Genomic DNA, 26,611 nt, shown 5'->3' with positions numbered 1-26,611 from the left:
GGATGCACACCGTGGCCGAGCAGGATGTCGAGGGGGATCGGACGACCGAGGTGGTAGCCCTGACCCGAGTCGACGCCGAGCCGGCGCAGCGCGGGGACCAGTGCGGCGCGTTCGACCGACTCGGCCACGGTGTGCATCCCGAGCCCGTGCGCGGCCCGCACGACCGCGTCGATCAGGACCGGATCGGCCCCGCCCCGGTCGGCCTGCCGGACGAAGTCACCGGCGATCTTGACGGTGCTGAACGGCAGGTGCTTGAGGTAGGCGAACGAGCCGAATCCGGCGCCGAAGTCGTCGAGGCTCAGCCGGCAGCCGGCGTCGCGCAGCGTACCGGCCAGGTTGCGGACCGCCGCCACGTTGGTGATCGCCGCGGTCTCGGTGACCTCCAGGCCCAGCCGGGACGCCTCCACCCCGGCGGCGCGCAGGCGTTCCACCACCCAGTCGCCGAAGCCCGGTGACTCCATGGAACGGGCGGAGATGTTGACGTCGAACCGCATTCCGGCCGCCGAGGCCGACGGTGCGGCCAGCGCGGCGGTGGCGGTGGCCACCACCCACCGGTCGAGTTCGCCGATCAGGTCGTCGCGTTCCACGGTGGGCAGGAAGTCGGCCGGCGACAGGGGCGGCTGCCGGCCGTCGCGCAGCCGGATGAGCAGTTCGTAGCTGGTCACCTCGCCGGTGGACAGGTCGATGATCGGCTGGGCGTCGAGCTGCATCCGCTGCTCGTCGAGGGCGTCCCGCACCCGGGTCACCACGTTGACCCGCTGCACCGCGTGCCGGTACTGCTCGGGCAGGTACAGCCGGGCCCGGTTGCGGCCGGCGTTCTTCGCCTCGTAGAGCGCGAGGTCGGCATGGGCGAGCACGCTGTCCCGGGTGTCGCCCGGCTCCAGCGAGGCGGCGCCGATGCTCAGGGTGACCCGCAGCCCGGCACCGGCCAGCGGCACGGGGGTGTTCACCGCGACGTTGCACAGGCTCTCCGCGACGGCGAGGGCGTCGTTGGCGGTCGCACCGGGCAGGACGACGGCGAACTCGTCGCCGCCCAGCCGGCCCAGCACGGTGTCGGCCGGCAGGTGGCGGACCAGCAGCCGGGCCAGCAGGCGCAGCACGTCGTCGCCCACGGCGTGCCCGTGTACGTCGTTGATGTCCTTGAAGTTGTCGATGTCGATGAGCAGGAGCGCGCCGGACGGCGCGCCGGCACAGGCGAGCAGGTCGTTGAGCCGGGCGAGCAGGGCCCGCCGGTTCGGCAGGTCGGTGAGCGGGTCACGCTCGGCGAGCTGGGTCAGTTCCTCCTGGACCCGCCGCATCTCGGTAATGTCGTGGGCGGTGCCGAGGACCCGCAGCGGAGCACCGGTGGTGTCGTCGGTGAAGACCTCGCCGTAGCACTCGAAGACACGCATCGTCGTACGGTCGGCGAGGTACATCCGGTGGGTGTACGAGAACGGCCCGCCGACGCGCAGCGCCGTGTCGAGGGTCTGTTCGATCATGGCGACGTCGTCGGGGTGCAGCAGTTGCCGGTACGACGGATAGTCCAGTTCGGTGCCGGGCGGGAAGCCGAACATCTGCAACAGCACGTCGGACCAGATGACCGCGCCGGAGGCGACATCCCACTCCCAGGTGCCCACCTTGGCCAACTGCTCGATGTGGGCCAGGCGCCACCGGTAGTTGCGGCCCCGGTCGCGTTCCTGCCGTTCGGCGCTGACGTCACGAAGTTCGTACAGGCGTAGCGGCTGACCGTCGTGGACGAAGCCGTGGCAGCGTACCTGCAACCACCGGGTGGTGCCGTCGGTGCCCGGCCAGGGCAGGTCGACGGCGGTGCCGTCGGGCTCCACCCGGGCCAGGGGCAGGTCGCCCGGGGGGAGACCGAGCCGGTGCGCGGCGCCGTTGGACCAGACACACCGGCCGTCGGCGGCGAACACGGCCAGCGCGGTGGGGGCGGCGTCGGCCGCGACTGCCGGCAGGGTCATCACCTGGTGGCCACCCCATCCCTTCACCGATCAGGCATCGGCGCACCGGCGCCGACACACGGTCATCCGGTTGCGACGCGGAGTCTACCCACGGCCACCCCGGAACCGCTCACCGCGCGGCGTCGGTCGGTTGGCTCCGCCGCGTCGCCGACCGGTGGCGGACGCCCACCGGTGGGCGGTCCTTCGCCGTCGAGGACCCCGCCACCGGCCGGACCCCGCGCCGGGTCGCGGACGGCACCGCCGCCGACGGCGTCGCGGCACTCGACGCCGCAGCGGGGGCACAGGCAACGTGGGCCGCGACCGCTCCCCGGCTACGCGCCGAGATCCTGCGCACCGCGTACGACCTGCTCACCGCCCGCACCGAACAGTTCGCGCTGCTGATGACGCTGGAGATGGGCAAACCACTGGCACAGGCGGCCCGGCACAGGGTGACCAGCCTGGTGGCGCAGGCCACCGACCGGGGAGCCACCGTGCTGACCGGCGGATCACCGGTCGGCGACCTGGGCTACTTCTACCGACCGACGGTCCTCACCGACGTACCGGCCGACGCGGAGCTGACGGCCGAGGAGATCTTCGGCCCGGTCGCGCCGGTCACCACCTTCACCACCGAGGACGAGGCCCTGCACCGCGCCAACGACACCGCGTACGGCCTGGCCGCCTACGTCTTCACCCGCGACCTGTCCCGCGCCGTCCGGGTCAGCGAACGGCTGGACGTCGGCATGGTCGGCGTCAACCAGGGCATCGTGTCGAACCCGGCGGCGCCCTTCGGCGGGGTGAAGCAGTCCGGGTACGGCCGGGAGGGCGGCCCGGAGGGCATCGAGGAGTACTTACCGTCCGGTGCGTCGGTATCGCGCCCTGAGCACCGCCGACAGCCGGCCGGGGTCCCGGGGATTTTCGGCCGGGGTGGCTGGCAAAAGGGATTGCGGGTGGGCAGGGCGCTGTGGCTGGCTGGACCGATGGAGACATCGACGGGCACCGGGGACAGCGTCGAGGCGTACTTCGTCTGCGGCACGCCCCGCACCGGCAGTTCCCTCCTGCTGGGATTGCTGGAGTCCACGGGCGTCGCCGGGCGTCCGCAGGCGTACTTCCGCGCACCCGACGAACCGGCGTGGGCCGAGCGCTGGGGCATCGCCCGCACCGACCGGGGCGGCTTCGACTACGCGGACTACGTTCGGGCGGCGCTGGCCGCCGGCCGCACCGACAACGGGGTGTTCGGGGCCAAGCTCATGTGGGGCACCCTCGACGAGGTGGTCGACAAGCTGGGTGTGGTCCATCCCGACCTGGCCGGGGACGACCTCGCCCTGCTGCACCGGACCTTCGGTCGTACCCGGTTCGTCTTCGTGCGCCGGGACGACGTGGTGGCGCAGGCGGTGTCGTGGCTGCGCGCCGAGCAGACCGGCACCTGGTACCTGGGCGGCAACGGCGAGATCAGCGGTGGCGGCGGCACCGGACGGACGCCGGTCTTCGACGCCGAGGCGGTCCACCGTTTCGTCGAGGTGATCGGCGAACACAACGCGGCCTGGGAGTCCTGGTTCGCCGCCGTCGGCGCCCAGCCGCACGTGGTGCGGTACGAGGAACTCGACGACGACAGCGGGGCCGTGGTCGCCGGCGTGCTCGCGTTCCTCGGGCTGGCTCTGCTGCCCGGACGGGTCGTCACCCCGTACCACCGCCGGCAGGCCGACGAGCTCAACCGCCGGTGGATCGCGCGGTACCGGGCCTGGGCAGCCGACCACCGACCCGCCCGGTGACCGGCCCGTGCCACACAGGTTCGATCGGCCCGGGACCGGGTACCCCGGCCCGGCGACCTGCCGCCGCGACAACGGGCAGGGGCAGGAACGGGACGAGGAGGGGACGCCATGCACGGCGACGGTTGGGTCTGGCCGATGACGGTCATGATGCTCGGCTGGCTCGTGCTGCTCCTGCTCGTGATCGGCGCGGCCCTGTTCGCCGCCACCCACTACCGTCGCGGGGCGGCCGACACGCAGGACACCGCCCGCCGCATCCTGGCCGAGCGCTACGCCCGGGGTGAGATCGACGCTGACGAGTACCAACGCCGTCGGGCCGCGCTGTCCTGACGGTGAGCATGGCGGGGTCGGCGCGGCAGTGGTGATCGGCCGCCCGCCGCCCCCGGACGCCACGACGGTGGCCCGTCCTCCGGCCACCGTCGTGGGATCAGGCGTGCGGGCGGACAGCCCGTCAGGCCTCGCCGGCCTCGGCGAGGGTCGGGTAGTCGGTGTAGCCCTCGTGGTCGCCGCCGTAGGCCCGGGTGTAGTCGGGCGTGTTGAAGGGACCACCGACCTGCAGGCGGTACGGCAGATCGGGGTTGGCCAGGAAGAGCGCCCCGTACGACACCAGGTCCGCGGCACCGGTGTCGACGAGCTTGAGCGCCTCGGCTCCGGTGTACCCGCCGGGGGTGAACGGGTTGAGGATCAGCGTGCCGCTCCAGCGTTCCCGCAGCTCGTCGGTGAACTCGGTGTCGGGCCCCTCGCCGACGTGCAGGTAGGCCAGGCCGAGCGGGTCGAGCCGGCCGAGCAGCGCCCGGTAGGTCTCGCGGTGGTCGTCCTCGACGATGTCGTTGTACGGGTTGCTCGGCGAGATCCGCAGGCCGACCCGGTCCGCGCCGATGGCCGCCACGACCGCTTCGGTCACCTCGACCACGAACCGGATCCGCCCCTCGACGGTACCGCCCCAGGCGTCGTCGCGCTGGTTGGTGTTGGTGGCCAGGAACTGGTGCAGCAGGTAGCCGTTCGCACCGTGCAGCTCCACCCCGTCGAACCCGGCGTCGATGGCGTTGCGGGCCGCCGAGGCGAAGTCCGCGATGGTCTGCCGGATGCCGGCCTCGTCCAGCGGTTCGGGGGTGACGAACTCGCGTGGACCGTTCGCGGTGTACACCGACCCGTCCGCCCGTACCGGCGAGACACCGACCGGCGTCAGCTCCTCGCGGTAGATCTCGGGGTGCCCGATCCGGCCGGTGTGCATGAGCTGCGCGAAGATCAGCCCGCCCTGCTCGTGCACGGCGGCGGTCACCGGCCGCCACGCCTCGACCTGCTCGGCGGTGTGCAGACCGGGGGTGTTCGGGTAGCCCTGACCGACGGCGGAGGGCTGGGTGCCCTCGGTGATGATCAGTCCGGCACCGGCGCGCTGGCCGTAGTAGGTCGCCATCAGCTCGGTCGGGCTGGCTCCCGGCCCGTGCGCGCGGCTGCGCGTCATCGGGGCCATCACCACCCGGTTGCGGGCGGTGTACCGACCGATGGTGACCGGCTCGAACGCTCTGGACATGTCTGTACTCCCCTGTGACCGGTTAGCTGTTCCGAACAGGTAAATGCCCGCCGGGGCGGTGATATTTCCCGGCCACCTAGTGATCGGGGCCACACCTGACGTGGACAGGTAACCTTGCGGCATGGACGGAGGGGACGTTCCGGCAGCGTGTCGGCGCCCGGCAGTCGCGGCATGCGGCCCGGTCAGCCACGCGGTCCTCCGGCTGGCCCGCGCCCACCGGATGCTCACCGGGCAACTGCTCCGCGAGGTCGGGCTGCGCCCCGGCCAGGAGCTGCTGCTGATGCGGCTGTGGGAATGCGGCCCGCAACGGCAGAGCGACCTGGCCGCCGAGTTCGACACCGACTCGGCCAGCATGACCCGGACCGTGCAGCGCCTCGAACGTGCCGGCTACGTCCGTCGGGTACCGGATCCCACCGACGGTCGGGCGACCCTGGTCGAGCCCACCCCGGCCTGCATCGGCCTGCGCCGTCAGGTCGAACGGGTCTGGGCGGATCTCGAACGCCGCATCGTCGACGGGATGACGACCGGGGACCAGCAGGCCGCGCTGGCCATCCTGCACCAGCTGGAGGAGAACCTGCTGTCCTCCCCACCGGAGCAAACGGCCGGCACCGACCGCTAGCACCAATGCCGGGTGGTCCGGACCGGAGACCGGGCCCGGCGCCGCCCCGACGGCAGAGTCGACATCCTCGGCCGCGTCGACCACCAGGTCAAGATCCGGGGCTTCCGGATCGAGCCCGGCGAGGTGGAGGCGGTTCTCGCCCGGCACCCGGAGTGGACCGGGTCGGTGTGCACGACGACTTCTTCGGACTCGGTGGCCACTCCCTGCTGGCCATGCGGATCATCGTGCGGGCCCGCCAGGAACGTGGGCTCTCCGTCACGTTCGGCGACCTCATGCGGCACCGCACAATGGTGGCGCTGGCCGACCGGCTCGCCGACGTGGGACCGGGCGACTCCGACCGGGCGCTGGTCTGGTTCCGCCGCGAGGGCACCGACGCACCCCTGTTCTGCGTGCACCCGGGCGGCGGCAGCGCGCACTGGTACACCCACCTCGCCGGTCACCTCGACGCGCGGCTACCGGTGGCGGCATTCGAGTGGCCGGGCCTGCGGAGCGAACAGCACCACCCGGCGAGCGTCGAGCACGTCGCGGAGCACTACCCGGCGGAACCCAGGCAGGCCCAGCCCGCCGGACCGGCGCCGGGCGGTTCTGACCACCGCCACGCACCGGCCGGTCGCGGGGCGGCGAGCCCTGTCCAGCCGGTCGGGTGGGCGCGCACCCGACCGGCTGGAGACCGGGGCCCGTACCGGATGGGAATCACTGCCTTCTATCCGGCATAAACTAGGCTGTTCCCGACTGCGGCCATCCCGAACCGAGTGTCCAGGGCCGGTGAGACCAACTGACGGAGCGGGAGGCCCTGTTGATGGACAGTCCGGGCGTGGGAGGACGCACCCGCTCGCTCTGGTTCAACCGTGACTTCGTACTGCTCTGGGTCGGCGCGGCCGTGTCGACAGCGGGCACCCGGGTTTCGAGCGTGGCGTACCCGCTCCTGGTCCTGGCCCTGACCGGCTCGCCGGCCGCCGCCGGGGCCGTGGGCTTCGCAGCGACGCTGCCCTACCTGGTCTGGCAGCTGCCCGCCGGTGCGCTCGCCGACCGGTGGGACCGCAGACTGGTCATGATCTGGAGCGACATCGGCCGTTGCGTCGCGGTGGGCACGGTCGTGGTGGCGCTGCTCACCGACCGGATGACCGTCGCGCATCTCGCGGTCGTCTCGTTCGTCGAGGGCACGCTCTACGTCTTCCACAGCCTGGCCGAACGGGGCGCGGTACGCAACGTCGTCAGCACCGGACAGCTCCCGGCCGCGCTGTCGAGCAACGAGGTACGGGAACGGGCTGCCTCGTTCCTCGGCCAGTCCGCGGGCGGTTTCCTCTTCGGCCTGGCCCGTTGGGTGCCGTTCCTCGTCGACACCGTCTCGTACCTGCTCTCGCTGGTGACGCTGCTGTTCATCCGACGCCGGTTCCAGACCGGCACCGGCACGGGGCACCACGCCCTCGGCACGGAGATCCGGCAGGGCCTGAAATGGTTCTGGAGCCACCCGTTCCTCCGTGACAGCGCCGTTCTCGTCGCCGGCAGCAACCTGTTCTTCCAGGCACTGACCCTGCTGCTCGTCGTACGCGCCCTGGATCTCGGCGGCTCCCCCGGGGCGGTCGGCGTCATGCTCGCCGTTTCCGGGGTGGGCGGGATCGTCGGTTCCTTCGTCGCCCCCCGGCTGATGCGCCTCATCTCGCTCAAGCTCATCGTGATCGGGGCCAACTGGGTGTGGGCGGCGCTGATGGCATCGATGATCCTGGCCCGGGACATCGTGGCACTCGGTGCGATCTACACCGTGATGGGCTTCGTCGGGGCGGTGTGGAACGTGGCGGTGAGCAGTTACCAGCTGACCGTCACGCCGGATGCCGTCCTCTCCCGGGTGACCAGCGTGTCCCGGCTGCTGGCCTTCGGTGCGATCCCGCTGGGCTCGCTCGCGGGAGGATTCCTGCTCGACGCGTTCGGGTCCGCCCCCGTCGTGCTCATCCTGGCGGGCGGGTTCGGCCTGCTCGCGGTGGCGTCCGTCGTCATGCCCGGGGTACGCCAGGTGTCCGAGCCACCGGCGCCGGACGCCGGGGTCGACGGGGCCGCCCTCGAACCGGTCACCGGCGCCCCGGACCGGACCTGACGGTCGGCGGCGCCGTCGGCCGCACCGCCGTCATCCGGCGGCGCGGCGCCTACGGGGTCGGGCGAGCAGGATCAGCCCGACAGCTCCCACCGTGGCGGCGACCAGCGGCAGTGCGGCGGTACGCCCGGCGGAGTGCCAGCCGGCGCCGAGGGCGGAGCCGGCGACGATGCCCACCTGGAAGACGATGCCGTACAGGGCGTTGGCGGTCTCCGCACGCGGTCCGGCCGCCCGGCGGAGCACGGCCAGCGTGGTCGAGACGACCAGCAGGGAGAAGGACCCACCCCAGATCAGCAGCAGGGGGACCCCGAACGCCGGCAGTCCGAGTCGGCCGGCGAGGTACAGGCCGAGCAGGGCGGTCACGAAGACGCCGGCGGCGGCGCGGGTACCGGTCACCGGGCTGCGGTCGGCCAGCCGACCGCCGAGGACACTGCCCAGGACGGCTGCCGACCCGTACCCGAGCAGGACGACGGTGAAGGCGGTGCCGGAGACGTCGAGGCGCTGTGCCGTGTACGGCGCCACGTAGATGTAGAGCGCGAAGTGACCGGTCACCGCGACGGCGGTCACGAGGAGGATCGCGACCAGTCCCGGGGTACCGAGCGTGGCCCGCACCCCGGAGGCCGCCCGGCCCTGTTCCCGGTGCAGGGCGGGCAGCGGCGGAAGCCACCGGGCGACCGCGACGGCGAGGGCCAGGGAGACCACCGCCACGACGGCCAGCGTGGTCCGCCAGCCCGCGAGCTGCCCGAGCAGGGTGGCCAGGGGGGCGCCGACGACCATGGCGGTGGCCGCGCCGACGCTGACCCGGCTGCCGGCCCGGTTACGGGTGGCCTCGCTGGCCAGCCGGATGGCGGTGGGTGCGGCCACGGCGAAGTAGACGCCGTGGCCGAGGGCCGCCAGGCACCGCCCGCCGGCGAGCACGGCCAGGTTCGGTGCCACCGCCGCGAGCACGTGCCCGACGCCGAAGACGACCGCACTGAACACCAGCACCAGCCGACGGTCGAGCCCGGCGGACCATCGGGTCAGCGGTACCGCCGTGGCCGCCGCGACCAACGCGTACCAGCTGACCGTGAGCCCGACCTGGCTCTCGCTGGCCCCTACGCCGCGTGCGACGTCACCGAGCAGACCGACCGGTGCGGTCTCGCCGGTGACGACGATGAACGCGACGGCGGCGAGGGTGACCGTGGCGATCACCTCGGGTCGCCGGGACGGCGTCGTCGCCGACTGCGACGACGAGGTGGGGGTGTCGACGGTCATGACGTCCCTTCGAGACTTCCGCCCTGCTGCTGATCAGGGCTTACGCACCCTACGGGATGGGCCGGCCAGCCGCCCACGCTAGTGAAAATGCCTCAATCTGTCGCTTTTGCCGCTAAATAGCTAGTCTGGTGCACGTTGGACCGCTCCGGTCCGGAGCGTCCGGCGCTCATGCGCACGGGAAGACCGGTGGGGCCATGACGGACGGCGTCGACGGAGGAGCGTCCGCCCAGGGAAGCACACCGGGATCCGCGCCGGGTGGTGTCCGACGGTGGCGGTGAACGGCACCTGGCAGCAGATCGCCCGGCTCGATCCCCGCCTGCGGTTGCTGATGGTCAACCAGCTCGGCATCAACCTGGGCGTCTACATGCTGCTGCCCTACCTGGCCAACCATCTCTCCTCCGGGCTGGACCTGGCCGCCTGGACGGTGGGCCTGGTGATCGGCGTCCGCACACTCAGCGAACAGGGCCTGTTCCTGGTGGGCGGGATGCTGGCCGACCGGTTCGGCTACCGCCGGATGATCGCTACGGGCTGCGCCCTACGCGGGGCGGGTTTCGCGCTGCTCGGCATCGTCGCCGACCTGCCCATGCTGTTGGTGGCCTCGGTGGCCGTCGGACTGGCCGGGGCGTTGTTCGGACCGGCGGTCCGGGCCTACATCGCGGCCGAGGCCGGCGACCGGCGGGTCGCCGCGTTCGCGTTGTTCAACGTCTTCTACCAGACCGGCGTGCTGGCCGGTCCACTCCTCGGTCTGGTCCTGCTGAGCGTGGACTTCCGCGCCGTCTGCCTGACTGCGGCGTCGATCTTCCTGGCCCTGAGCGTCGCCCAGCTCCGGCTGCTGCCACCCGGACCGTCGTCCCCCGCCACGGGCCGGCAGCCCGGTCTGACCGGGGTACGGGCCGACTGGCGGGAGGTGACCCGTAACCGCTCCTTCCTGCTGTTCTCCCTGACGATGGTCGGGTCGCACGTGCTGTCGTCACAGATCTACCTCGCCCTGCCGTTGCAGGCGACACAGGTGCTGGCGGCCAGGGGCGATCTCGGCAGCGGGGCGCTGTTCGGGCTCTCCGCCGTCGTCGCGATCCTGGGTCAGGTCTGGATCACCGGATGGGTCTGGCGGTGGGGGAACCCGGCCCGGGCGGTCACCCTCGGACTGGCCCTGATGGCGGTGGCGTTCCTGCCGCTGGCCGTGACGGCGGGTCTCACCGCCCGGGGCGGCTCGCCCGGTGTCACCGCACTGGCGATGGTGCCCACCCTGACCGCGACGGTCCTGCTCACCCTGGGCAGCGTCGTGGCGTACCCGTTCGAGATGGACATCATCCTCGGCCTGACCCGCAACCGGCTCGTCGCCACCTACTACGGCATGCACAACACCTTCGCCGGGATCGGCGTCACGGTCGGGAACCTGGTCACCGGCGTGGTCTGGGGGCTGGGTCAGGAGCTGGGGTTTCCCGCGTTGCCCTGGCTGGTACTGGCCGGCACCGGAGCAGCCTGCACCGGGGCGGTGATCGCGCTGGCCCGCCCCGGCCGGCTCGACGCGCCACCGGCCGCCCGACCCGTGCCGTCCGACCGGCCACCGCCGGGCGGCCGGACGGCAACGGCCGTACCGGTCAGCCCGGACACCGCCCCGGTGCCGCATCCTCGGTGACCTGCCGGTTCAGGAGTTGCCGGTCGGGTAGGCCCGGATGTCCGAGGGCCGCACCTCGGCCCACACGGTCTGCCCGGGAACCGGGTGCAGACGGGCGGCGGCGGCCGGGCTGAGGTCGGCAGCCACCCGCAGCGGGCCGGTGAGGTCGATGCGGAGGTTGTCGCCGTGGCGCTGGATGCCGCCGACCGTCGCCGGCCAGGTGTTGGCGACGGCATCGGGCCGGCCCGGGTGCAGGGCGACGGCCGACGGCGGGAAGGCGACGAACACCTCGCCGTGGAGATCGTCGCCGACGGTGAGCGCGACGCCGGCAGCGATCCGCACGGCGTGCCCGTCGGCGTGGCCACGGTGCAGGTTGAGACCGACGAGGCGGGCCACGTAGTCGGTGCGGGGCCGGGTGGTGATGGTGGTGGCGTCGCCGGTCTGCACGACGCGCCCGTCCTCGACGACGACGAGCCGGTCGGCCAGGACGAGGGCGTCGAGGGGGTCGTGGGTGACCAGCAGGGTGGCACCGGGATGGTCGGCGAGCTGGCGGTGGAGTTCGGCGCGGGTGTCCAGCCGGGTCCGGGCGTCGAGCGCGGCGAGGGGTTCGTCGAGCAGCAGCAGGACCGGTTCGACGGCGAGGGCCCGGGCGAGGGCGACCCGCTGGGCCTGCCCGCCGGAAAGGTGCCGGGGTCTGCGGTCGAGCTGCCCGGCGAGACCGACCTGGGCGAGTCGTCGGGCGGCCCGCTCCCGGGCGGCGCGCCGGGACAGGCCGTGCCGGCGCGGGCCGAAGGCGACGTTGTCCAACGCGGACAGGTGCGGGAAGAGCAGGTAGTCCTGGAACACCACGCCGACCGGACGGCGCTCGGGCGGAACGTGCAGCCGCCGGTCGGGGCGGTCGAAAACACGACCGGCCAGGGTGAGGTGGCCGGCGGCGAGCGGTTGCAGACCGGCGAGGGCGCGCAGGGCGGTGGTCTTGCCGGCGCCGTTGGGGCCGAGCAGCGCGACGACCTCCCCGGCGTGGACGCGCAGCGGCAGGTCGAGCCGGAAGGCGCCCCGGTCGACGACCAGGTGCGCATCGAGCAGCGGGGTGGACCGTTCCGTCGGTGGGGTCATGGTCTGGTGAGCCACCGGTCGCGGAGCGCGACGAGGATCGTCACGGAGACGGCGAGCAGGACGAGGCTGAGCACGATCGCCGTGTCGAGGTCGGTTTCCAGGGCCAGGTAGACCGCCAGGGGCATGGTCTGGGTCCGGCCGGGATAGTTCCCGGCGAAGGTGATGGTCGCCCCGAACTCGCCCAGTGCCCGCGCCCAGCACAGCACCGTGCCGGCGACGACACCGGGGGCGATCAGCGGCAGGGTGACGTGGGTGAAGGTGGTCCACCGGCCGGCGCCGAGGGTCGCGGCGGCCTCCTCGTAGCGGACGTCGGCGCCACGCAGCGCACCCTCGACGGCGATGACCAGGAACGGCATCGCCACGAACGCCTCGGCGGCCACCACACCGGGGGTGGTGAACGGCAGGGTGACACCGAACGTGGCGTCGAGCCAGCCGCCGAGGAGCCCACCGCGCCCGAACACCAGCAGCAGCGCCACCCCACCGACGACCGGGGGGAGCACGAGCGGGACGGTGACCAGGGCACGGACGAGCCGTCGGCCGGGGAAGTCGACCCGGGCCAGCAACCAGGCCAGGGGTACGCCGAGGGCCAGGCAGAGCAGGGTGGCCACGGTGGCGGTCTGTACCGACAGCCGTAGCGCGGTCAGCACGCCCGGTTCGGCCAGCCGCTGCGGCAGGCTGCTCCACGGTGCGCGGATGACCAGCCCGGCGAGGGGCAGGACGAGGAACAGCAGTCCCGCCACGGCGGGCAGCAGCAGCGGCAGGGGTACCCGCTGCCGTTGGCGCCGACCCGGTGACCCGACCGCCACCTGCTGTCCCGGGTGCACGGTCGTCCTACGGGGCCTGGAAACCGGCGTCGGACAGGACGCGCCGGCCGGCGTCGGACAGGACGTGGGCGACGAACGCCTGCGCACCGGTCGGGTTCCCCGCGTCCCGCAGAACGGTGATCGGGTAGTCGTTGACCGCGCGGGCCGACTCGGGAAACTCGACGGCGTCCACGTCTGCGGTGGCGGCTGCGGCGTCGGTGCGGTAGACCAGCGCCGCGTCGACCTCACCGAGCTTCACCTTCGACAGGGCGGCCCGGACGTCCCGTTCCCAGGTGACCGGGGTCAGTGCGACACCGGCCGCGCCGAGGGCTGCCTGTGCCGCCGCACCGCACGGCACCTGCTCGGCGCAGAGGGCGACCTTCACCCCGGGCCGGGTCAGGTCCGCCAGGGCGGTGACGCGCGCCGGGTTGCCCTCGGGTACGGCGATGACGAGCTGGTTGCGCGCGAACGTCGCGGCCGGTCCGGTGGCGTTGCCGGCGTCGGTGACGGTACGCATGGTGGCCGGGTTGGCGGCGGCGAACACGTCGGCGGGGGCACCCTGGTTGATCTGGGTGGCCAGCGCGGAGCTGCCCGCGAAGTTGAACGTGACCCGGACCCCGGGGTGGGCGGTCTCGAAGTCCCGGCCGAGGCGGGTGAACGACTCGGTCAGCGACGCCGCGGCCAGCACGGTGACGGTGCCCGTCACGCCACTGCCGGCCGGTCGCGGGCCGGTGCCCGGCGCGGCGGCACGGCATCCGGCCGGGACCAGCAGGGCCAGCGCGGCCAGGGTCGCCAGCAACGGTCGGGCCCTCACGGGACGGCCCTGCCCCGATGGGCGGGGCCGGGGGTGGCCCGTTCGACCACCACCGTGGTCGACTTGATCACCGCGACCGCGACCGAGCCGACCTGGAGGTCCAACTCGTCGGCCGCCTCCCGGCTCATCAGCGACACCACCCGGAACGGCCCGGCCTGGATGTCGACCTGGGCCATCACCGTGTCCCTGGCCACGGCCGTGACGATGCCCCGCAGCCGGTTGCGCGCCGAGGACTCCTCCGACCTGCGGTCCGGGTCGGCGGCCTGGGCGCGTACGAAGCCGGCCAGGTCGACGCCGTCGATCGTCCGGTGACCGTGCTCGTCCCGCTGGGCGGTGAGCCGGCCGGCGTCGACCCAGCGACGCACGGTGTCCGTACTCACCCCGAGCAGCTCTGCGGCCTCACTGATCCGGAATGCCGTCACCCGGCCAGCCTAGTTGATCGCACCTGCGTGGTGGAAGCCGGCTCTCGGCACGCAGGTGCCAGGGTACGACCGGCAGAGGGTGCCGCATCTGCCGCAGCACCTACCGGCTGGTCAGAGGTGGGTGCCGACCCAGTCGGCGAGGGCCCGGGCGCAGGCGTCCACCGACTCCTGCCAGGTACGTGCCGCCCCCTCCCCCGCGTCGTCGCTGACGTGCTTGATCAACCTGATCGGTACCCCGCACTGCCGGGCGGCCGACACCAGCGCGTAGCCCTCCATGTCGACGAGGTGGGCCCGGGCGGCGAGCCGGGCGCGGGCCGCCTCGTCGGCCACGAAGGTGTCCCCGGTGGCCAGTACCGGCCCGACCCCGGTCAGGGTCACCGGCGCTCCCACGGTCAGGCCGGTCAGGCTGCGCAGGAAGTCCGTGTCCAGGTCGTGCTGGAGGACGCTGCCCACCTCGTGGATGCCGGTCCAGCCCGGCTGCAGGGCGCCGGCGGTACCGAGGTTGATCACTGCCGACGGTCGAGGCCCCCGGGCCAGGGTCACCGCGAGCGCGGTGGCGGCGTTGGTCTTTCCCATTCCGGTGAGCAGCACCGGGACACTGCGGTCGAGGTGGGCCGCTTCCTCCGCGAGGGCCAGGACGAGCAGCGGCCGGTCCGGGGTTACCACTCCCTGAAGATCCATCGCGCGATGGTATCCAGCGGGCTCCCCGGTCCGCACCGCCGCCCGTCCGGGCCGGTGGCTCGACGGAGGCGAGCTAGACCCGGGTGACGCGGACCGCGTCGGCCACCACGTAACCGGTGGTGCCCGTCCAGCGGCTCACCGCGACCAGGTCCCGGTCGCCGGCAGCGAGGTTGAACGTACCGAGGGAACGCCAGACACCACCGCTGGCGCGCTGGTCCACGTTCACCGTCCGGTTGCCGGCGGTGGTGACGACGACGTGCGGGGTCGCGCTGTTGTAGCCCGGGTCGGCCGGGTGCCGCACCTCGACCCGGTAGTCACCGGTCTGCGGAATGCTGACCTTGAACCAGGCGGCGTCGCTGGCCAGCGTGGGGTTGGCGAACCGGTAGTCGGCCCCGTAGCGCTGCGCGGAGTAGGTGGAGGTACCCCAGTTGCTGCTCGCGGTGAACCGGCCGGTGGTGGCGTTGTCGACGATGGTGCTGTAGGCGGGCGGGTTCGTGGTGGTCAGGCCAAGGTGGGCGGCGATGCCCTGCGCGTGCCCCCGGGCGGTGGCGGTGACGAAGTCGGCGCGCTTGAGCAGGTTCGCGTCGGCGACGGTGTCGATGAAGAGGTTCTCGGTGAGGACCGCCGGCATGCTGGTCTCCCGCAGGACGTGGAAGTTCGCGGTCTTCAGCCCCCGGTCGGTGACCGAGCCGATCGACCGCATGCCGGCGAGCACCCGGCCGTGCAGCGCGTTGTGCAGGTTGACGGTGGCCGAGTCGGCTGTCGGGTACCGGTAGCTCTCGAAGCCGGTGCCGCCGCCGGAGTTGATGTGCACGCTGACGAAGATGTTCGCGCCCCACGCGTTGGCGTCGTCGGTGCGGTAGGTGAGGCTGCGGGTGATGTCGCTCGTGCGGGACATCCGCACGTCGACGCTCCAGTTGGCCAGCAGGATGCTGCGGACCTGGAGGGCGATGGCCAGGGTCAGGTCCTTCTCCTGGAGCCCGTTGCCGACCGCGCCCGGGTCGGTGCCGCCGTGCCCCGGGTCGAGGTAGACCTTGGGCAGCGCGGCCTGCGCACGGCCGGCGAGCAGCGGTGTGACGGCGGTGCCCGCGAGGGCGGCCAGCAGCGTACGACGCCGCAGCGGGGTGTTGTCGAACATGAGTACCTCGTCATCCACAACCAGAGATCGACAGTGAGCAGGACTATAATGAACATCGATCTTCCGTGAAAGATGTCTTCGGAATCAGGTCCGTTAAATGAAGGTTTTCTCCCGTTCCCGGTGACGAGGCGGACCGGGACGGCCGGCGGCGGTGCGGCCGGGCCGGTCGGTCCGCTGTGGCATGATGTCGCCTCGATCGGCTGCGTCAGGGCGGTCCGGGACACGGACGGTGAGTGGGAATGCTGCACCCGGGGCGGAAACTCGGCGACCGGTACCGCCTCGACACCCGGATCGGTGCCGGCGGGATGGGTGAGGTGTGGCGGGCGGTCGACGAGGTGCTCGGCCGGGTGGTCGCGGTCAAGGCCATGCTCCCGGCGGTGGCCGACGATCCGACCTTCGCCCGCCGGTTCCTGGTCGAGGCGAAGTCGATGGCCAGTGTGAACCACCCGGCGGTGGCGTCCATCCACGACTACGGCCACAGCGACGGGATCACCTTCCTGGTGATGGAGTTCATCGACGGTGAGTCGCTGTCGCAGGTGCTGGCCCGGCACGGGCGACTGACCCCCGCCGACACGATGCGGTTCGTCGCCCAGGCGGCCGACGGCCTCCAGGCGGTCCACGACTGCGGGATCGTGCACCGCGACATCAAACCGGCCAACCTGCTGATCCGCCGCAACGGCTCGCTGCTGATCACCGACTTCGGCATCTCGCGTACCGGGGACGGCACCCATCTCACCGTCTCCGGGGCCATCCTGGGCACCCCCACCTACCTGTCGCCGGAGCAGGTGCTCGGGCAGCCCGCCACCGCGCTCAGTGACGTCTACTCGCTCGGGCTGACCGCCTACGAGTGTCTGGCCGGGCAGCGTCCCTTCCAGGGGGACAACCCGTACGCCGTCGCCCTGCAACGGGTCCAGGGCGCACCCCGCCCGCTCGGCGGTGACGTCCCGCGCCCGGTGCTCGACGTGATCGGGCGGGCGCTGGCCGCCGATCCGGCGCACCGGTGGCCGTCGGCCGCCGCCCTGGCCGACGCGGCCCGGGCCGCCGGGCACGGGGCCTGGATGGCGGCCGGACACCCGCCGCCACCGGTACCCGCCCCGGCCGGGCCGGCGATGGCCGCCCCGGCCAGCCCCGTGTCAGCGGCGGCATCCGTCGGGTCACCGTGGCCCGTCCCTGCGGTGGCACCCGCAGGGCCGGCGCCGTCCGCCCCGGGGTCCGGCCGACCGACGACGCTGCGGCGGCGCGGGCTCGTGGCCGGGGCGCTGGTGGCGACCACGCTGGTCGCCGGTGTCGCGGTGTGGCAACTGACCGGCACCGGGGACCGCCGGGGCGGCGGGCAGCCGGCCGGCGCCGACCCGACACCGGCGGGCAGCCCGGTACCGGCCGCGCAGCTGCGCAAGGCCGGGCTGGCGACCTGCGGCGCGGCGCTCTGCCCGGCCGAGCCGCTGTGCTGGGGTGGGTTGACGTCGATCAGCGGGACCGCGCAGCCGCCCCGCCGTACCACCTGCGCCGGGGAGCACTCCTGGCAGACGTTCTCGGCGACCTGGCTGCCCGCCGACGCGGTCGACGTACCCCAGGACGAGCTGCTGGCCCGCGCGGACATCGGCACGGCCTGCTCGGCGTCGGTGATGGCGACCCGCAGTGCCAATTCGGCGGCCACCGTCGGCTGGATCCGCGAACCGTGGCCGGTGAAGCTGCCGGGCACCGAGACCTGGATCGTGTACTGCATGGCCCGGCCGGAGTCCGGCGAGCTCTCGGCGTCGGTCTTCCTGATCTTCTGACCGGCCGGGGTCCGGGCCGGCCGGGCCGGCCGCCTGCGCGGCGGTGGCCCGGCCGGCCGCCGGGTCAGCAGTTGGCGGCGCCGAGAGTGCAGGGCTTCAGGATCAGCTGGTGGTCGAAGAACCGGGCGGTGGGCTTCTTGCGGACGTGTGCGGTGTCCATGTCCCGGATGACCCGGCCCTCGCCCTCGGTGTAGCCGGGGGTGGCCCGGTAGCCGCCCAGGTACACGCCCTCCGGGCCGCTGCGGTTGGCCACCGCGATGTGCAGGTAGTCGCCGGTACGGCTCTGCCACAGCGTGCTGAGCAGGTCGGAGGTCAGGTCCGCGTTCACCGCCACCACGTCGACCCCCATCCGGGCGAGCACGTGGGAGGTCTCCGGCGCGAGCATGTCGACGTCCTGCATGAGCGCGACCCGGCCGTAGTCCCGGTCGACCACCCAGTAGTCGTCGGAGAGCTGGGCCGCCGGGATGGACTCGCTGCGGGCCCGGTGCGTCCGCACGTACGGGTAGTCGGTGCCGGTCGAGGTGACCAGCAGGCTCCGGGGAGCTTCGGTGGCGGTGGCCGGATAGTGGACCAGCAGGTCCAGGTCGTGGCTCTGCGCGTACCCCCGCAGGCTGGCCAGACCGGCGGCGTCCACGGTGAAGTAGTTCGCCGGGAAGACCACGAGACGCAGGGTCTGACCGGCGGCGAGGGCAGCCGTGCGGGCTGCTTCGGCGGCGGCCTGCGCGGCGGCCCACGGCGTCGCGGACGGGCCGGGATCCACCGCGGCGGTGGCGAACGTGGTCGCCGCCGGCTGCTTGAACTGGGTCTGGGTGTAGGTCTCCAGGGTGTCCTGGGCCAGCAGCGAGTACATTCCGGGCCGGCGCTCCACCGGGAACGTGCGGGTCTGCCGCACCGGCACCAGACCGTACCCGACGGCGTCGGCGTGCGCGGACAGGTCGGCCAGAATCGCGCCCTGGTGGGTGGCGATGATGCTGCGGGAACCGTAGTTGAAGTCGTACGCGTAGGGCGACGGGATGGTGAAGGTGTCCTGGGTGAAGGCCGTCGGTTTCGTCCCGGCGGTGCCGGTCCCGTAGCGGTTGGCCACCACCATGGCGAAGTCGTTCTCGAAGGTCCGCAGCCGGACGAAGTCGGTCTCGATGCCCACGTTGGCCGGTGCCAGCAGCAACGTCGCGCCCGCCACCGCCGCCGCCCGGGGGAACTGCGAGTAGAACATGTCGGAGCAGATCACCAGGGCGAGCCGCCCGTACGGGGTGTCGAAGGTGGGCACCGGCGCGTAGGTGACCGCGTTGTACGAGGACTCCAGAAGGTGGTTGCGTTTGCGGTAGACGCCGGCCACCTTCCCCTGCGGGTCGAGCAGCACCGCCACGTTGACGTACAGGTTCTGCTTCGGCAGGTACTGCGGCATGCCGAAGGCGATGTAGGCGTCGTACTCGTCGGCGATCTCGCCGAGGGCCCGGGTGCTCGGGCCGGGGACGGTCTCCGCCACGGTGGCGATCTCGGCGCGGCTGAAGAACGAGTACCCGCTGGTCGCCATCTCGGGCAGCACGATGATCTTCGCGCCGTTCCGGGCCGCCTCGGTCGCCAGGTCGACGAGCTTGGCCCGGTTGCCGGCGACGTCGCCCTCGGTCGGGGCGAAGTGGACCGTAGCGATCTTGACGGTGCTGGTCGCCGGTGCCGGCGCCGTTCGGATGGTGGTGCCCGGGTCGGGGGAAGACGGTACGGCCGACGTGGTCGTCCGGGCCGCCGCCGTGTTGTCGGCCGGCGCGGTGCCGGCGTGGGACGGTCCGGCGGTGAGCCCGACGACGAGTGCCAGGGCCAGTCCGGCCGGCACCAGGCGGGGGTGAGGTCCGAGGATGCCCATGCTGTCCTCTCTGGTGGGGGTCGACAGTGGACTATGTCTGCTCACCACGTGCGGCGAGAGCAGCGCCGAGGAGGCGTCGCGCGACGTGCGGGTGGGACGCGAGATGGACGTGGATGTAGCTGGCGACGACGTTGCCGACCGCGTACCCGGCGACGGAGGTGGTGCCGTCGCTGCTGGTGACGTCGAACAGGGGCGGCAGCGCCGGGTCACCGGTGATCCGGGACTGGTGGAACTCCTGGCCGCGCAGTGTCGTACCGGCCGGGCCCAACGGCGAGTCCTGCCGGGTGTGCACCTCGACGTAACGGATCGCCAGGTGCGCGGGGTCCATCACCACGTCGAGGGGCAGGACCCCGGTCATCGGGTGGCGCGTCCCGTCGAACCCGGTGAGCGACGCCGCGAGGTACATCAGGCCGCCGCACTCGGCGTAGATGGGCGTACCGGCGACGGCCCGGCGCCGCAGTTCCCCCGCGAGCGCCGTGTTCGCGGCCAGGTCGGCGGCGAAGCTCTCCGGGTACCCCCCACCGAGGTAGACCGCGTCGGTCCCGTCGGGCAGGGCGGGATCACTGGTCGGCCGGAACGGCACCAGCTCGAATCCGGCGGCGCGGAGCAGGCGCAGGTTCTCCTCGTAGTAGAAGCAGAAGGCGGCGTCCCGGGCGACGGCCAGCCGGGCACGGGCCGGTGCCGACCGCCCGACGGTCCCGCTGGTCGCGGCGTCCCGGGTCGGCCCGGTAGTGGGGTCGGCCGACCCGGTCGTCCGGTGGCCGGCCACCGCCAGGAGCCGGTCGACGTCCAGACCCCTGCCCGCGCTGCGGTACGCGTCGTCGCGGTCGACGCGTGGGGCAGGGTTCTCCTCGACGGTCACCAGGCCGAGGTGCCGCTCCGGCACGGCGAGTCCGGCCTGGTGGGAGACGGCGCCGACGACGAGGTCCCGCAGGTCGGGACGGAGCGCGTCGAGGACCATCCGGGCGTGCCGGTCACTTCCGGTGCGGTTGAGGATGCAACCGGCGATGGTCAGCTCCGGGTCGAAGTCACGCATGCCGGTCAGGACGGCACCCGTCGTCCGGGTCATCCCCCACACGTCGAGGACGACCACGACCGGTACCCCCAGGAGCTTGGCCAGGTGGGCCGCACTACCCTCCTCGGTGCCGTCGGCACCGTCGAAAAGCGCACCCATCGACTCGATGACGCTGATGTCGGCGTCGGCCGAGAAATGGTGGAACGACCGCCGGACCGCGTCGGGGCCCATCATCCACAGGTCGAGATTTATCGCCGGCCGGCCGGTCGCCTCGGTGTGGTAGGCGGTGTCGATGAAATCCGGGCCGATCTTGAACGCCTGCACGGTGAGCCCCCGGTCGCGCAGCGCCCGCAACAGGATCGCGACGGTGGTGGTCTTTCCGGCGCCACTGTGCGAGGCGGCCACCAGGATCGCCGGTCGGGCATTCCGGGAGCCGGGTGACCCGGAATCCATCGTCACGTCTGCATGATGCCACAGCGCCGTGCACCATTCGGGAAACGGCGCCGGCACGGCCGGCGGAAGTGCACGGACGGGCCGGCCAGAATTGTCGCGCACCGCCGGATTTTCCGGCAGTGCGCGATCACCGGTGACGGCCGGTCCGGAATTGGTCAGACAGTTTTCCGGCTGATGCCACGAGCCCGGCCGACCCCGCAGGGGCGACCGTCAGTCACCCCGACTCATTGACCAGTTTCCCCTTCTCTACCTACATTCGACAGGCAGGGAAAGCGCTTGCCCGACCGTTGCCGGGCGCCCCCCGCATCCGGACCACCACCACGAGGAGCTGCGTATGACACCCCCGACCACGAGCAGACGACCACGCCGGTGGCGTACCGGCCTGGCGGCCACCGCCGTGCTGGCCCTCGGCGCCGCCGGCACACTGGTCGCGGCACCGACCGCGTCGGCGGCCACCGTCGACACCGGGGCGACGTACGTGTTCGTCAACCGCCACAGCGGCAAGGCGATGGACCTGTGGGGCTGGTCCACCGCCGACAACGCACCGGTCAACCAGTACGCCCGCAACGACCTCGCCGTGCAGCAGTGGCGGTTCGTCGACGTCGGCAGCGGCTACTACCAGGTCCGCTCCGTGCACAGCGGCAAGGTCCTGGAGCTACCCAACGCCAACGACGGCGTCCAACTGGTGCAGAACACCGCCGTCAGCGGCAACACCCGCCAGCACTTCCGGCTGGCCGACTCCGACAGCGGGTACGTCCGGTTCGTCAACCGGCACTCCGACAAGGTTCTGGACCTGTGGGGCTGGTCCACCGCCGACGGCGCGATGATCTCCCAGTACCAGGATCTCGGCGGCGCCAACCAGCAGTGGCAGCTGGTGGCCCTGGCCACGAGCGGCTGCGGCAGTGGCGCGTTCCACGCCGAGGCGGTACTCGGCGGCAGCACCTGGACCGCCCGCAACGGTGGCAGCACCGTCTACACCGGCACCGACATGCGCGCTGCCGTCCAGGCCGCGGTGAACAGCCTCAGCGCCGGCCGGACCAGCAAGCAGCGGGTGGTCGTGCGCGGCTCCGGCTCGATCAGCGCCGGCTCGCGGATCTCCCTGCCGAGCTACACGACGATCGACGTGTGCGGCACGATCAACGTCACCGGGTCGGGCACCGGTGACCAGGCACCGATCTACTCCCGGGGCACCACGCAGATCGAGGTCCAGCACCTCACCGTCACCGGCGCCCCGCTGTACGGGATCTTCCTGCGCAACGTCACCGACGTGGTGCTCGGTCAGATCGACATGCGGCTCTCCGGTGGCCTGGGCGTCCGGATCGACAACCGGGGCGACACCAGCCAGTGGACCCGCAACGTCCGCATCGACGACGTCTACGTCTCGGGTGCCGGCTCGCACGCGGTCGAGACGTACGGCGTGGACGGCCTGACCATCGGCACGGTGACCGCCCGCAACGTCGGCGAGTCCGGGCTGCTGCTCAACCAGACCGTCAACGCCACGGTCACCACCGTCGACGCGGAGAACGCCGGCACCGGCACCGGGTACGCCGCGTTCCGGATGGCCAACCGCAACGGCCGGATCGGGTCCGGCTACCCCACCAACATCCGGATCGGGACGGTACGCGCCCGGGGTGGCGGCCGGGGCGTCTTCTGCGTCTCCGAGTCCGGTGGTGCGACCATCGACCGGATCGACATCGCCAGCACCGGCAACAACGCGATCCTGATCGAGAACTGCTACGGCGTGGACATCGCGGCCAACGGCGGCACGATCAGCGGTGGCGGCGAGGTGCGGCTGGCCGAGCGCACCGAGTTCCCCGGCAACCGGGACATCACCCTGCGCAACTTCACCCTGGTCGACAACCGGATCGTGGAGAACCCCTGCGCGGACAACCTGACCATCAGCAACATCACCCTGAACAACTCGACGATTGTCCGTTGCTGACCGGCACCCGCTGACCCGGCCCGGCCGGTACCGGTCGGGCCGAGGGTGGGACACCGGGTGGCCGGCCCCACGGTGCGGGGCCGGCCACCTGCCGACGGTCCGGCCGGGCCGTTACCGCCAGGTGTCGTTGGCGGTGTGGGTACCGGTCGACGGGCTAATGAAGGTGCGGTTGCCGCCGGACTCCCAGGTGAAGGAGCCGTCCGGGTTCTTCTTGACGTACTTGTACTCGACGGCGGTGTTCGCGGGCAGGGTCACCGTGGCCCGCCAGACCGGGTAGTCCGTCGAGGAGAGCGCGACCCCGTTGGCCGGGTTCCAGCCGCCCAGGGCCGCGATGTTGCCGACCAGGTACACGTTCTGGCCGTAGTACGTGGAGACGGTGGCGTTGAAGGAGCCGGTGACCTGCTGCGGGACGGTGTCGCCCCGGAAGGTCTCGGTCACCGCGTAGGCACCGCCGGCCGGGGTGGTGAGGACCCGGTTGCTCCCGGACTCCCAGGTGACGGTGCCGGACGCGGTCTTCTTGATGAACTTGTACTCCACCGTGGTGGACCGGGGCAGGGCGACCGTACCCCGGTGGACGCCACCGCCCTGGGCGACCAGGGGGACCGCGTTGGCCGGCGCCCAGGAGCCGAGGGCCGGGATGCTGCCGACGACGTAGAGCGCCTGGTCGCCGCTTGTCGTAGCGCTGACGGTGAAGGTGGTGGCGACCGTGTCGCCGACCGGTCCGGGCAGGTAGGTGTCGGTCCGGCTCGCGGTGCCGCTGGCCGGGGTGGTGAAGGTCCGGTCGGCGGCCTCCTGCCCCACCACCGTGGTGCCGTTCTTGACGACGTACCGGTAGGAGATCGCGGTGCTGGCCGGCAGCGCGACGGTGGTGGTCCAGGTGCTGCCGCTGCCGGTCAGGGCGATGGAGTTGGCGGTGTTGCCGCCGCCCAGCGCGGCGGTGTTGCCGACCAGGTGCAGGGTCTGACCGGCGTCGAGGGAGGCGGTGGCGGTGAACGTGGTGGAGACGGTGACCCCCGGGGTGGGCCGGGCGTTGACGTGGATGGCGACCGCGTTGTTGGCCGGGATGGTCACGGTGGCCCGTCCACCGGAGACGGTGACCCGGGTGCCGGTGCAGCCGGAGCCGCCGACCCCGCCGGAGATGACGTCGCAGTAGTCGCCGTCGGCGAGGCCGGTGACGAACTGCGCGCTGGTGGCGGTGCCGGAGTCGTTGATGCCGATCCAGGCGCGGTCGCCCCGGTGGAAGCCGATGACGTTGCTGTTGACGGCGGTGAAGTCCGAGATGGTGCCGACCGACCGCGCCGCGTTGGCCCAGCCGACCATGCCCTTGATGCCGGTGGTCTGGCTCAGGCAGTTCCAGGCGCTACCGCAGACGGTGTCGGTGACGTACCCGCTGCCGTTGGCGGGCGGGGACTGGTTGCGGTTGGACCAGCTGAAGCTGTCGTAGACCGACGGCTTGCCGTGCGGGTAGGCCAGCGCGAAGTAGTTCGCCAGGACGTAGTCGGTGCCGTTCTGGTAGGACAGCACCACCCCGTCGCGCTCCAGGTCGTGGTTGGTGACCATGGCGAAGACGTTGGCACCGGGGGCGTCCAGGTTCCAGTTCGGGACGTTCGCCAGGGAGGAGATCGAGCCCTGGAAGGCGGCCTTGATGCCCTTGGCGTACGCGAAGTCGAGCACGTCGCCGTTACCGATGAAGGCACGCGCCTTGAGCGCGTCGTTGCTGGCGCCGTCGAAGATCTCCTGGGCGACGTACGGTCGCTTGTTCTCGGCGACGGTGTTGTGGAGTTTGCCGAGGATGGCCGCGAAGTCGTCCTTGCGGATGTGCTTGACCGCGTCCACCCGGAACCCGTCGACACCCAGGCCGATCAGGTCGTTGAGGTAGGCGGCGATCGTGGTGCGGACGCTGTCCTTCTCGGTGTACAGGTCGGACAGGGACAGCAGCTCGCAGCTCGTCACCTGCGCCTCGTTGTTCCAGTCGGTGATGCCACCACTGGTCGGGCAGTTGTCGCCCGGGCGGTGGAAGTCGCCGCTGCCGTATGGCACGGCCGGGTAGCTGTAGCCGGAGAACTGGGTGCCGGCGTAGCCGACGCTCCCCGCCGGGTTGTTCGTCCCGGCCATGTGGTTGACGACCGCGTCGACGTAGACCCGCACCCCGGCGTCGTGGCAGGCGGTGACCATGGCGGCGAACTGCTGCCGGTTACCGAACCGGCTCTCCAGTTTGTAGGAGACCGGCTGGTAGACCTCGTACCACGGGTGCACGCCGTCGGGGCTGTTCGGCAGGCTGACCGACTCCTGCGGCGGGGCGACCTGCACGGCGCCGTACCCGGCGGGGCCGAGGTGGTTGGTGCAGGCGGCGGAGACGGAGTTCCAGTTCCACTCCCACAGGTTCGCCGTCACCACGCTGTCGTTGAGCGTGACGGCGGCGCTCGCGGGGGGCGCCGTGGCGGTCAGCACGACTGCGGGTACGGCCGTGGCGGCGGCCACCGTGGCGGCGAGCAGCAGGTGACGGGCGCGGGTCCGGAGCGGGGGTCTCGATGGTTCCATGGTGGTGGACCTTCCGGTTCGACGGGGGAGCACGCGACTGTGGACGGCCGTCCTCGTAGCAAGACGATGCGCGACGACTGAAACTTTTTGCAAGACCTTGCGGCAGGGTTTGTGAAACCCGGCGGTAACCGGCCGGTCATCCCAGGGGTGCAATCACCGTCAATGAAGGCCAAAATATCCCACCGGACACCCCGCCCCGCACCGGTCACCACCGGCCCACCGTCCACACTCCGGGACCGGCGTGCCTCCGACGCCCGACGGGAGGTCGGGCCCGCGAGACATACGGCCGCACCGGACACCTTGACGGGCAGCAGCCACCGACCGTACCTTCGTCGCAAACACTTCCCGAAACTTCCACGGCTCTTGCAGCGGGTCACCTCACCACTGCCCCGCGTCGTCAGTTACGTCGGTGCGTCCCTCAGCCCGGAAACTGGTCAACGACGACCCGGGTGGCCCGGGCGATGAGCGCGTTGTCGTAACTGGCGTCCCGGGAGTCTCGACTGGACAGCACGGCGAGCACGATGGGCGCCCGACCGGGCGGCCAGATCACGGCGATGTCGTTGCGGGTGCCGTACCCGCCGGAGCCGGTCTTGTCACCGACGACCCAGCCGCCCGGCACACCGGCCCGGACGAGGTCGGCGCCGGTGGTGTTGCCCCGCAGCCACCCGGTGAGGATCTCCCGGTCGTCGGGGTCGAGAGCGTCACCGACGGCGTACGCCCGCAGGTCGGCCGCGAGCGCGCGGGGGGTACTCGTGTCCCTCGGGTCACCCGGCCGTGCCTCGTTCAGTTCGGTCTCGTACCGGTCGACCTCGGTGGTGCCGTCCCCGATGGCCCGGAGTGCCTCCTCGAAGCGCTGTGGGCCACCGAGCCGGCGCAGCAGCAGGTTACCGGCGGTGTTGTCGCTGTACCGGACCGCCGCGTCGGCCACCTGGCGCAGGGTCAACCCCTCCCCCACGTGCTTCTCCGTGACCGGCGAGTAGGTGACGAGGTCGTCCCGGGTGTAGCGGACGACCGTGCCCAACTCGGCGGGCGAGGTCAGGTCGAGAACAGCGGCGGCGGCCAGCGCCTTGAACGTCGACGCGTACGCGAACCGTTCGTCCGCCCGGTACTGCACCGTACGTCCGGAGCCGGTGTCGACCGCGTACACGCCCAGCCGCGCGTCGAACTCGCTCTCCAACCGGCGCAGCGCCGGTGCCACGTCGGATGGGGTGGGGGTCGCCGCGCCGGGGG

General features: G+C 72.2%; 21 protein-coding genes. 8 read left to right on the top strand and 13 right to left on the bottom strand.

Annotation, left to right across the window (positions count from 1 at the left end):
* Positions 1-1,958 (bottom strand): putative bifunctional diguanylate cyclase/phosphodiesterase (locus GSF22_RS09445; protein WP_208812955.1); only part of this gene is annotated, 1,958 nt, incomplete at its 3' end.
* On the opposite strand from GSF22_RS09445, the gene GSF22_RS34620 reads away from it, so the two are divergent.
* Together GSF22_RS34620 and GSF22_RS09435 are read left to right on the top strand one after the other, a co-directional pair.
* Complete coding sequence (locus tag GSF22_RS34620; RefSeq protein ID WP_280116813.1) at positions 1,943-3,706, top strand: aldehyde dehydrogenase family protein; 1,764 nt, start codon at positions 1,943-1,945, stop codon at positions 3,704-3,706. The genes GSF22_RS09445 and GSF22_RS34620 overlap by 16 nt on opposite strands.
* A gap of 108 nt (positions 3,707-3,814) precedes the next feature.
* A complete protein-coding gene (locus GSF22_RS09435) occupies positions 3,815-4,033 on the top strand; it encodes an SHOCT domain-containing protein (RefSeq protein WP_244366824.1) in 219 nt (72 codons plus the stop codon).
* Between the two features lie 121 nt (positions 4,034-4,154).
* Here the strand turns inward: GSF22_RS09435 and GSF22_RS09430 are convergent, their stop codons facing one another.
* Complete coding sequence (locus tag GSF22_RS09430) at positions 4,155-5,237, bottom strand: alkene reductase (protein ID WP_208812953.1); 1,083 nt, start codon at positions 5,235-5,237, stop codon at positions 4,155-4,157.
* Between the two features lie 121 nt (positions 5,238-5,358).
* On the opposite strand from GSF22_RS09430, the gene GSF22_RS09425 reads away from it, so the two are divergent.
* From GSF22_RS09425 to GSF22_RS09415, 3 genes are all read left to right on the top strand, one after another.
* Positions 5,359-5,856 carry a MarR family winged helix-turn-helix transcriptional regulator gene (locus GSF22_RS09425; protein WP_208812951.1) on the top strand — a complete coding sequence of 166 codons (498 nt, stop codon included), beginning with the start codon at positions 5,359-5,361 and terminating at the stop codon, positions 5,854-5,856.
* A 152-nt stretch (positions 5,857-6,008) separates the two neighbouring features.
* On the top strand, positions 6,009-6,572 hold the full coding sequence (locus tag GSF22_RS09420) for a phosphopantetheine-binding protein (RefSeq protein WP_208812949.1): 564 nt from the start codon (positions 6,009-6,011) through the stop codon (positions 6,570-6,572).
* 98 nt (positions 6,573-6,670) lie between these two features.
* Complete coding sequence (locus tag GSF22_RS09415; RefSeq protein ID WP_307803860.1) at positions 6,671-7,948, top strand: MFS transporter; 1,278 nt, start codon at positions 6,671-6,673, stop codon at positions 7,946-7,948.
* Positions 7,949-7,978: 30 nt separating this feature from the next.
* On the opposite strand, the gene GSF22_RS09410 is transcribed toward GSF22_RS09415, so the two are convergent.
* Positions 7,979-9,199, bottom strand: a complete 1,221-nt coding sequence (locus GSF22_RS09410; protein ID WP_208812945.1) for an MFS transporter — start codon at positions 9,197-9,199, stop codon at positions 7,979-7,981.
* A 268-nt stretch (positions 9,200-9,467) separates the two neighbouring features.
* On the opposite strand from GSF22_RS09410, the gene GSF22_RS09405 reads away from it, so the two are divergent.
* Positions 9,468-10,838: an MFS transporter gene (locus GSF22_RS09405; protein ID WP_307803858.1), complete on the top strand. Its 1,371-nt coding sequence runs from the start codon at positions 9,468-9,470 to the stop codon at positions 10,836-10,838.
* 9 nt (positions 10,839-10,847) lie between these two features.
* Here the strand turns inward: GSF22_RS09405 and GSF22_RS09400 are convergent, their stop codons facing one another.
* The 6 genes from GSF22_RS09400 to GSF22_RS09375 form a co-directional block, all read right to left on the bottom strand.
* Positions 10,848-11,933, bottom strand: coding sequence for an ABC transporter ATP-binding protein (locus GSF22_RS09400; RefSeq protein WP_208812943.1), 1,086 nt, complete (start codon positions 11,931-11,933; stop codon positions 10,848-10,850).
* On the bottom strand, positions 11,930-12,757 hold the full coding sequence (locus GSF22_RS09395) for an ABC transporter permease (RefSeq protein WP_208812941.1): 828 nt from the start codon (positions 12,755-12,757) through the stop codon (positions 11,930-11,932). Before GSF22_RS09395 ends, GSF22_RS09400 begins: the two co-directional genes overlap by 4 nt.
* 7 nt (positions 12,758-12,764) lie before the next feature.
* On the bottom strand, positions 12,765-13,550 hold the full coding sequence (modA, locus tag GSF22_RS09390) for a molybdate ABC transporter substrate-binding protein (RefSeq protein ID WP_208812939.1): 786 nt from the start codon (positions 13,548-13,550) through the stop codon (positions 12,765-12,767).
* Positions 13,547-13,972, bottom strand: coding sequence for a TOBE domain-containing protein (locus GSF22_RS09385; RefSeq protein WP_208812938.1), 426 nt, complete (start codon positions 13,970-13,972; stop codon positions 13,547-13,549). The genes modA and GSF22_RS09385 overlap by 4 nt, the downstream gene beginning before the upstream one ends.
* Before the next feature lie 111 nt (positions 13,973-14,083).
* Positions 14,084-14,653 carry a nucleosidase gene (locus tag GSF22_RS09380; RefSeq protein ID WP_208812936.1) on the bottom strand — a complete coding sequence of 190 codons (570 nt, stop codon included), beginning with the start codon at positions 14,651-14,653 and terminating at the stop codon, positions 14,084-14,086.
* Positions 14,654-14,726: 73 nt separating this feature from the next.
* The gene (locus GSF22_RS09375; protein ID WP_208812934.1) at positions 14,727-15,791 is read right to left on the bottom strand and encodes a golvesin C-terminal-like domain-containing protein; all 1,065 of its coding nucleotides are present in this window, start codon (positions 15,789-15,791) and stop codon (positions 14,727-14,729) included.
* Positions 15,792-16,030: 239 nt separating this feature from the next.
* Here GSF22_RS09375 and GSF22_RS09370 point away from each other — a divergent pair, with 239 nt between their 5' ends.
* Positions 16,031-17,569, top strand: coding sequence for a serine/threonine-protein kinase (locus tag GSF22_RS09370; RefSeq protein WP_208812932.1), 1,539 nt, complete (start codon positions 16,031-16,033; stop codon positions 17,567-17,569).
* A 64-nt stretch (positions 17,570-17,633) separates the two neighbouring features.
* Here GSF22_RS09370 and GSF22_RS09365 read toward each other — a convergent pair whose 3' ends face one another.
* Together GSF22_RS09365 and GSF22_RS09360 are read right to left on the bottom strand one after the other, a co-directional pair.
* Positions 17,634-19,430, bottom strand: coding sequence for a nitrilase-related carbon-nitrogen hydrolase (locus GSF22_RS09365; protein WP_208812930.1), 1,797 nt, complete (start codon positions 19,428-19,430; stop codon positions 17,634-17,636).
* 31 nt (positions 19,431-19,461) lie between these two features.
* Positions 19,462-20,898, bottom strand: coding sequence for a cobyrinate a,c-diamide synthase (locus tag GSF22_RS09360; protein WP_244366828.1), 1,437 nt, complete (start codon positions 20,896-20,898; stop codon positions 19,462-19,464).
* A gap of 334 nt (positions 20,899-21,232) precedes the next feature.
* Between GSF22_RS09360 and GSF22_RS09355 the strand changes: the two genes are divergently transcribed.
* Positions 21,233-22,840 (top strand): RICIN domain-containing protein, encoded by a 1,608-nt coding sequence (locus GSF22_RS09355; protein WP_208812925.1) that lies wholly within the window; start codon positions 21,233-21,235, stop codon positions 22,838-22,840.
* A gap of 111 nt (positions 22,841-22,951) precedes the next feature.
* Here GSF22_RS09355 and GSF22_RS09350 read toward each other — a convergent pair whose 3' ends face one another.
* Together GSF22_RS09350 and bla are read right to left on the bottom strand one after the other, a co-directional pair.
* Positions 22,952-25,381, bottom strand: coding sequence for a carbohydrate-binding module family 20 domain-containing protein (locus GSF22_RS09350; protein WP_208812923.1), 2,430 nt, complete (start codon positions 25,379-25,381; stop codon positions 22,952-22,954).
* Positions 25,382-25,799: 418 nt separating this feature from the next.
* A partial coding sequence (gene bla / locus GSF22_RS09345) for a class A beta-lactamase (protein ID WP_208812921.1) occupies positions 25,800-26,611 on the bottom strand: 812 nt, incomplete at its 5' end.

This window comes from Micromonospora echinofusca (assembly GCF_017614955.1).
In the GTDB taxonomy this organism is placed as follows: domain Bacteria; phylum Actinomycetota; class Actinomycetes; order Mycobacteriales; family Micromonosporaceae; genus Micromonospora; species Micromonospora echinofusca_A.
Note: the sequence above shows the minus strand (reverse complement) of the source record. Positions and strands in the feature narration are given on the sequence as shown.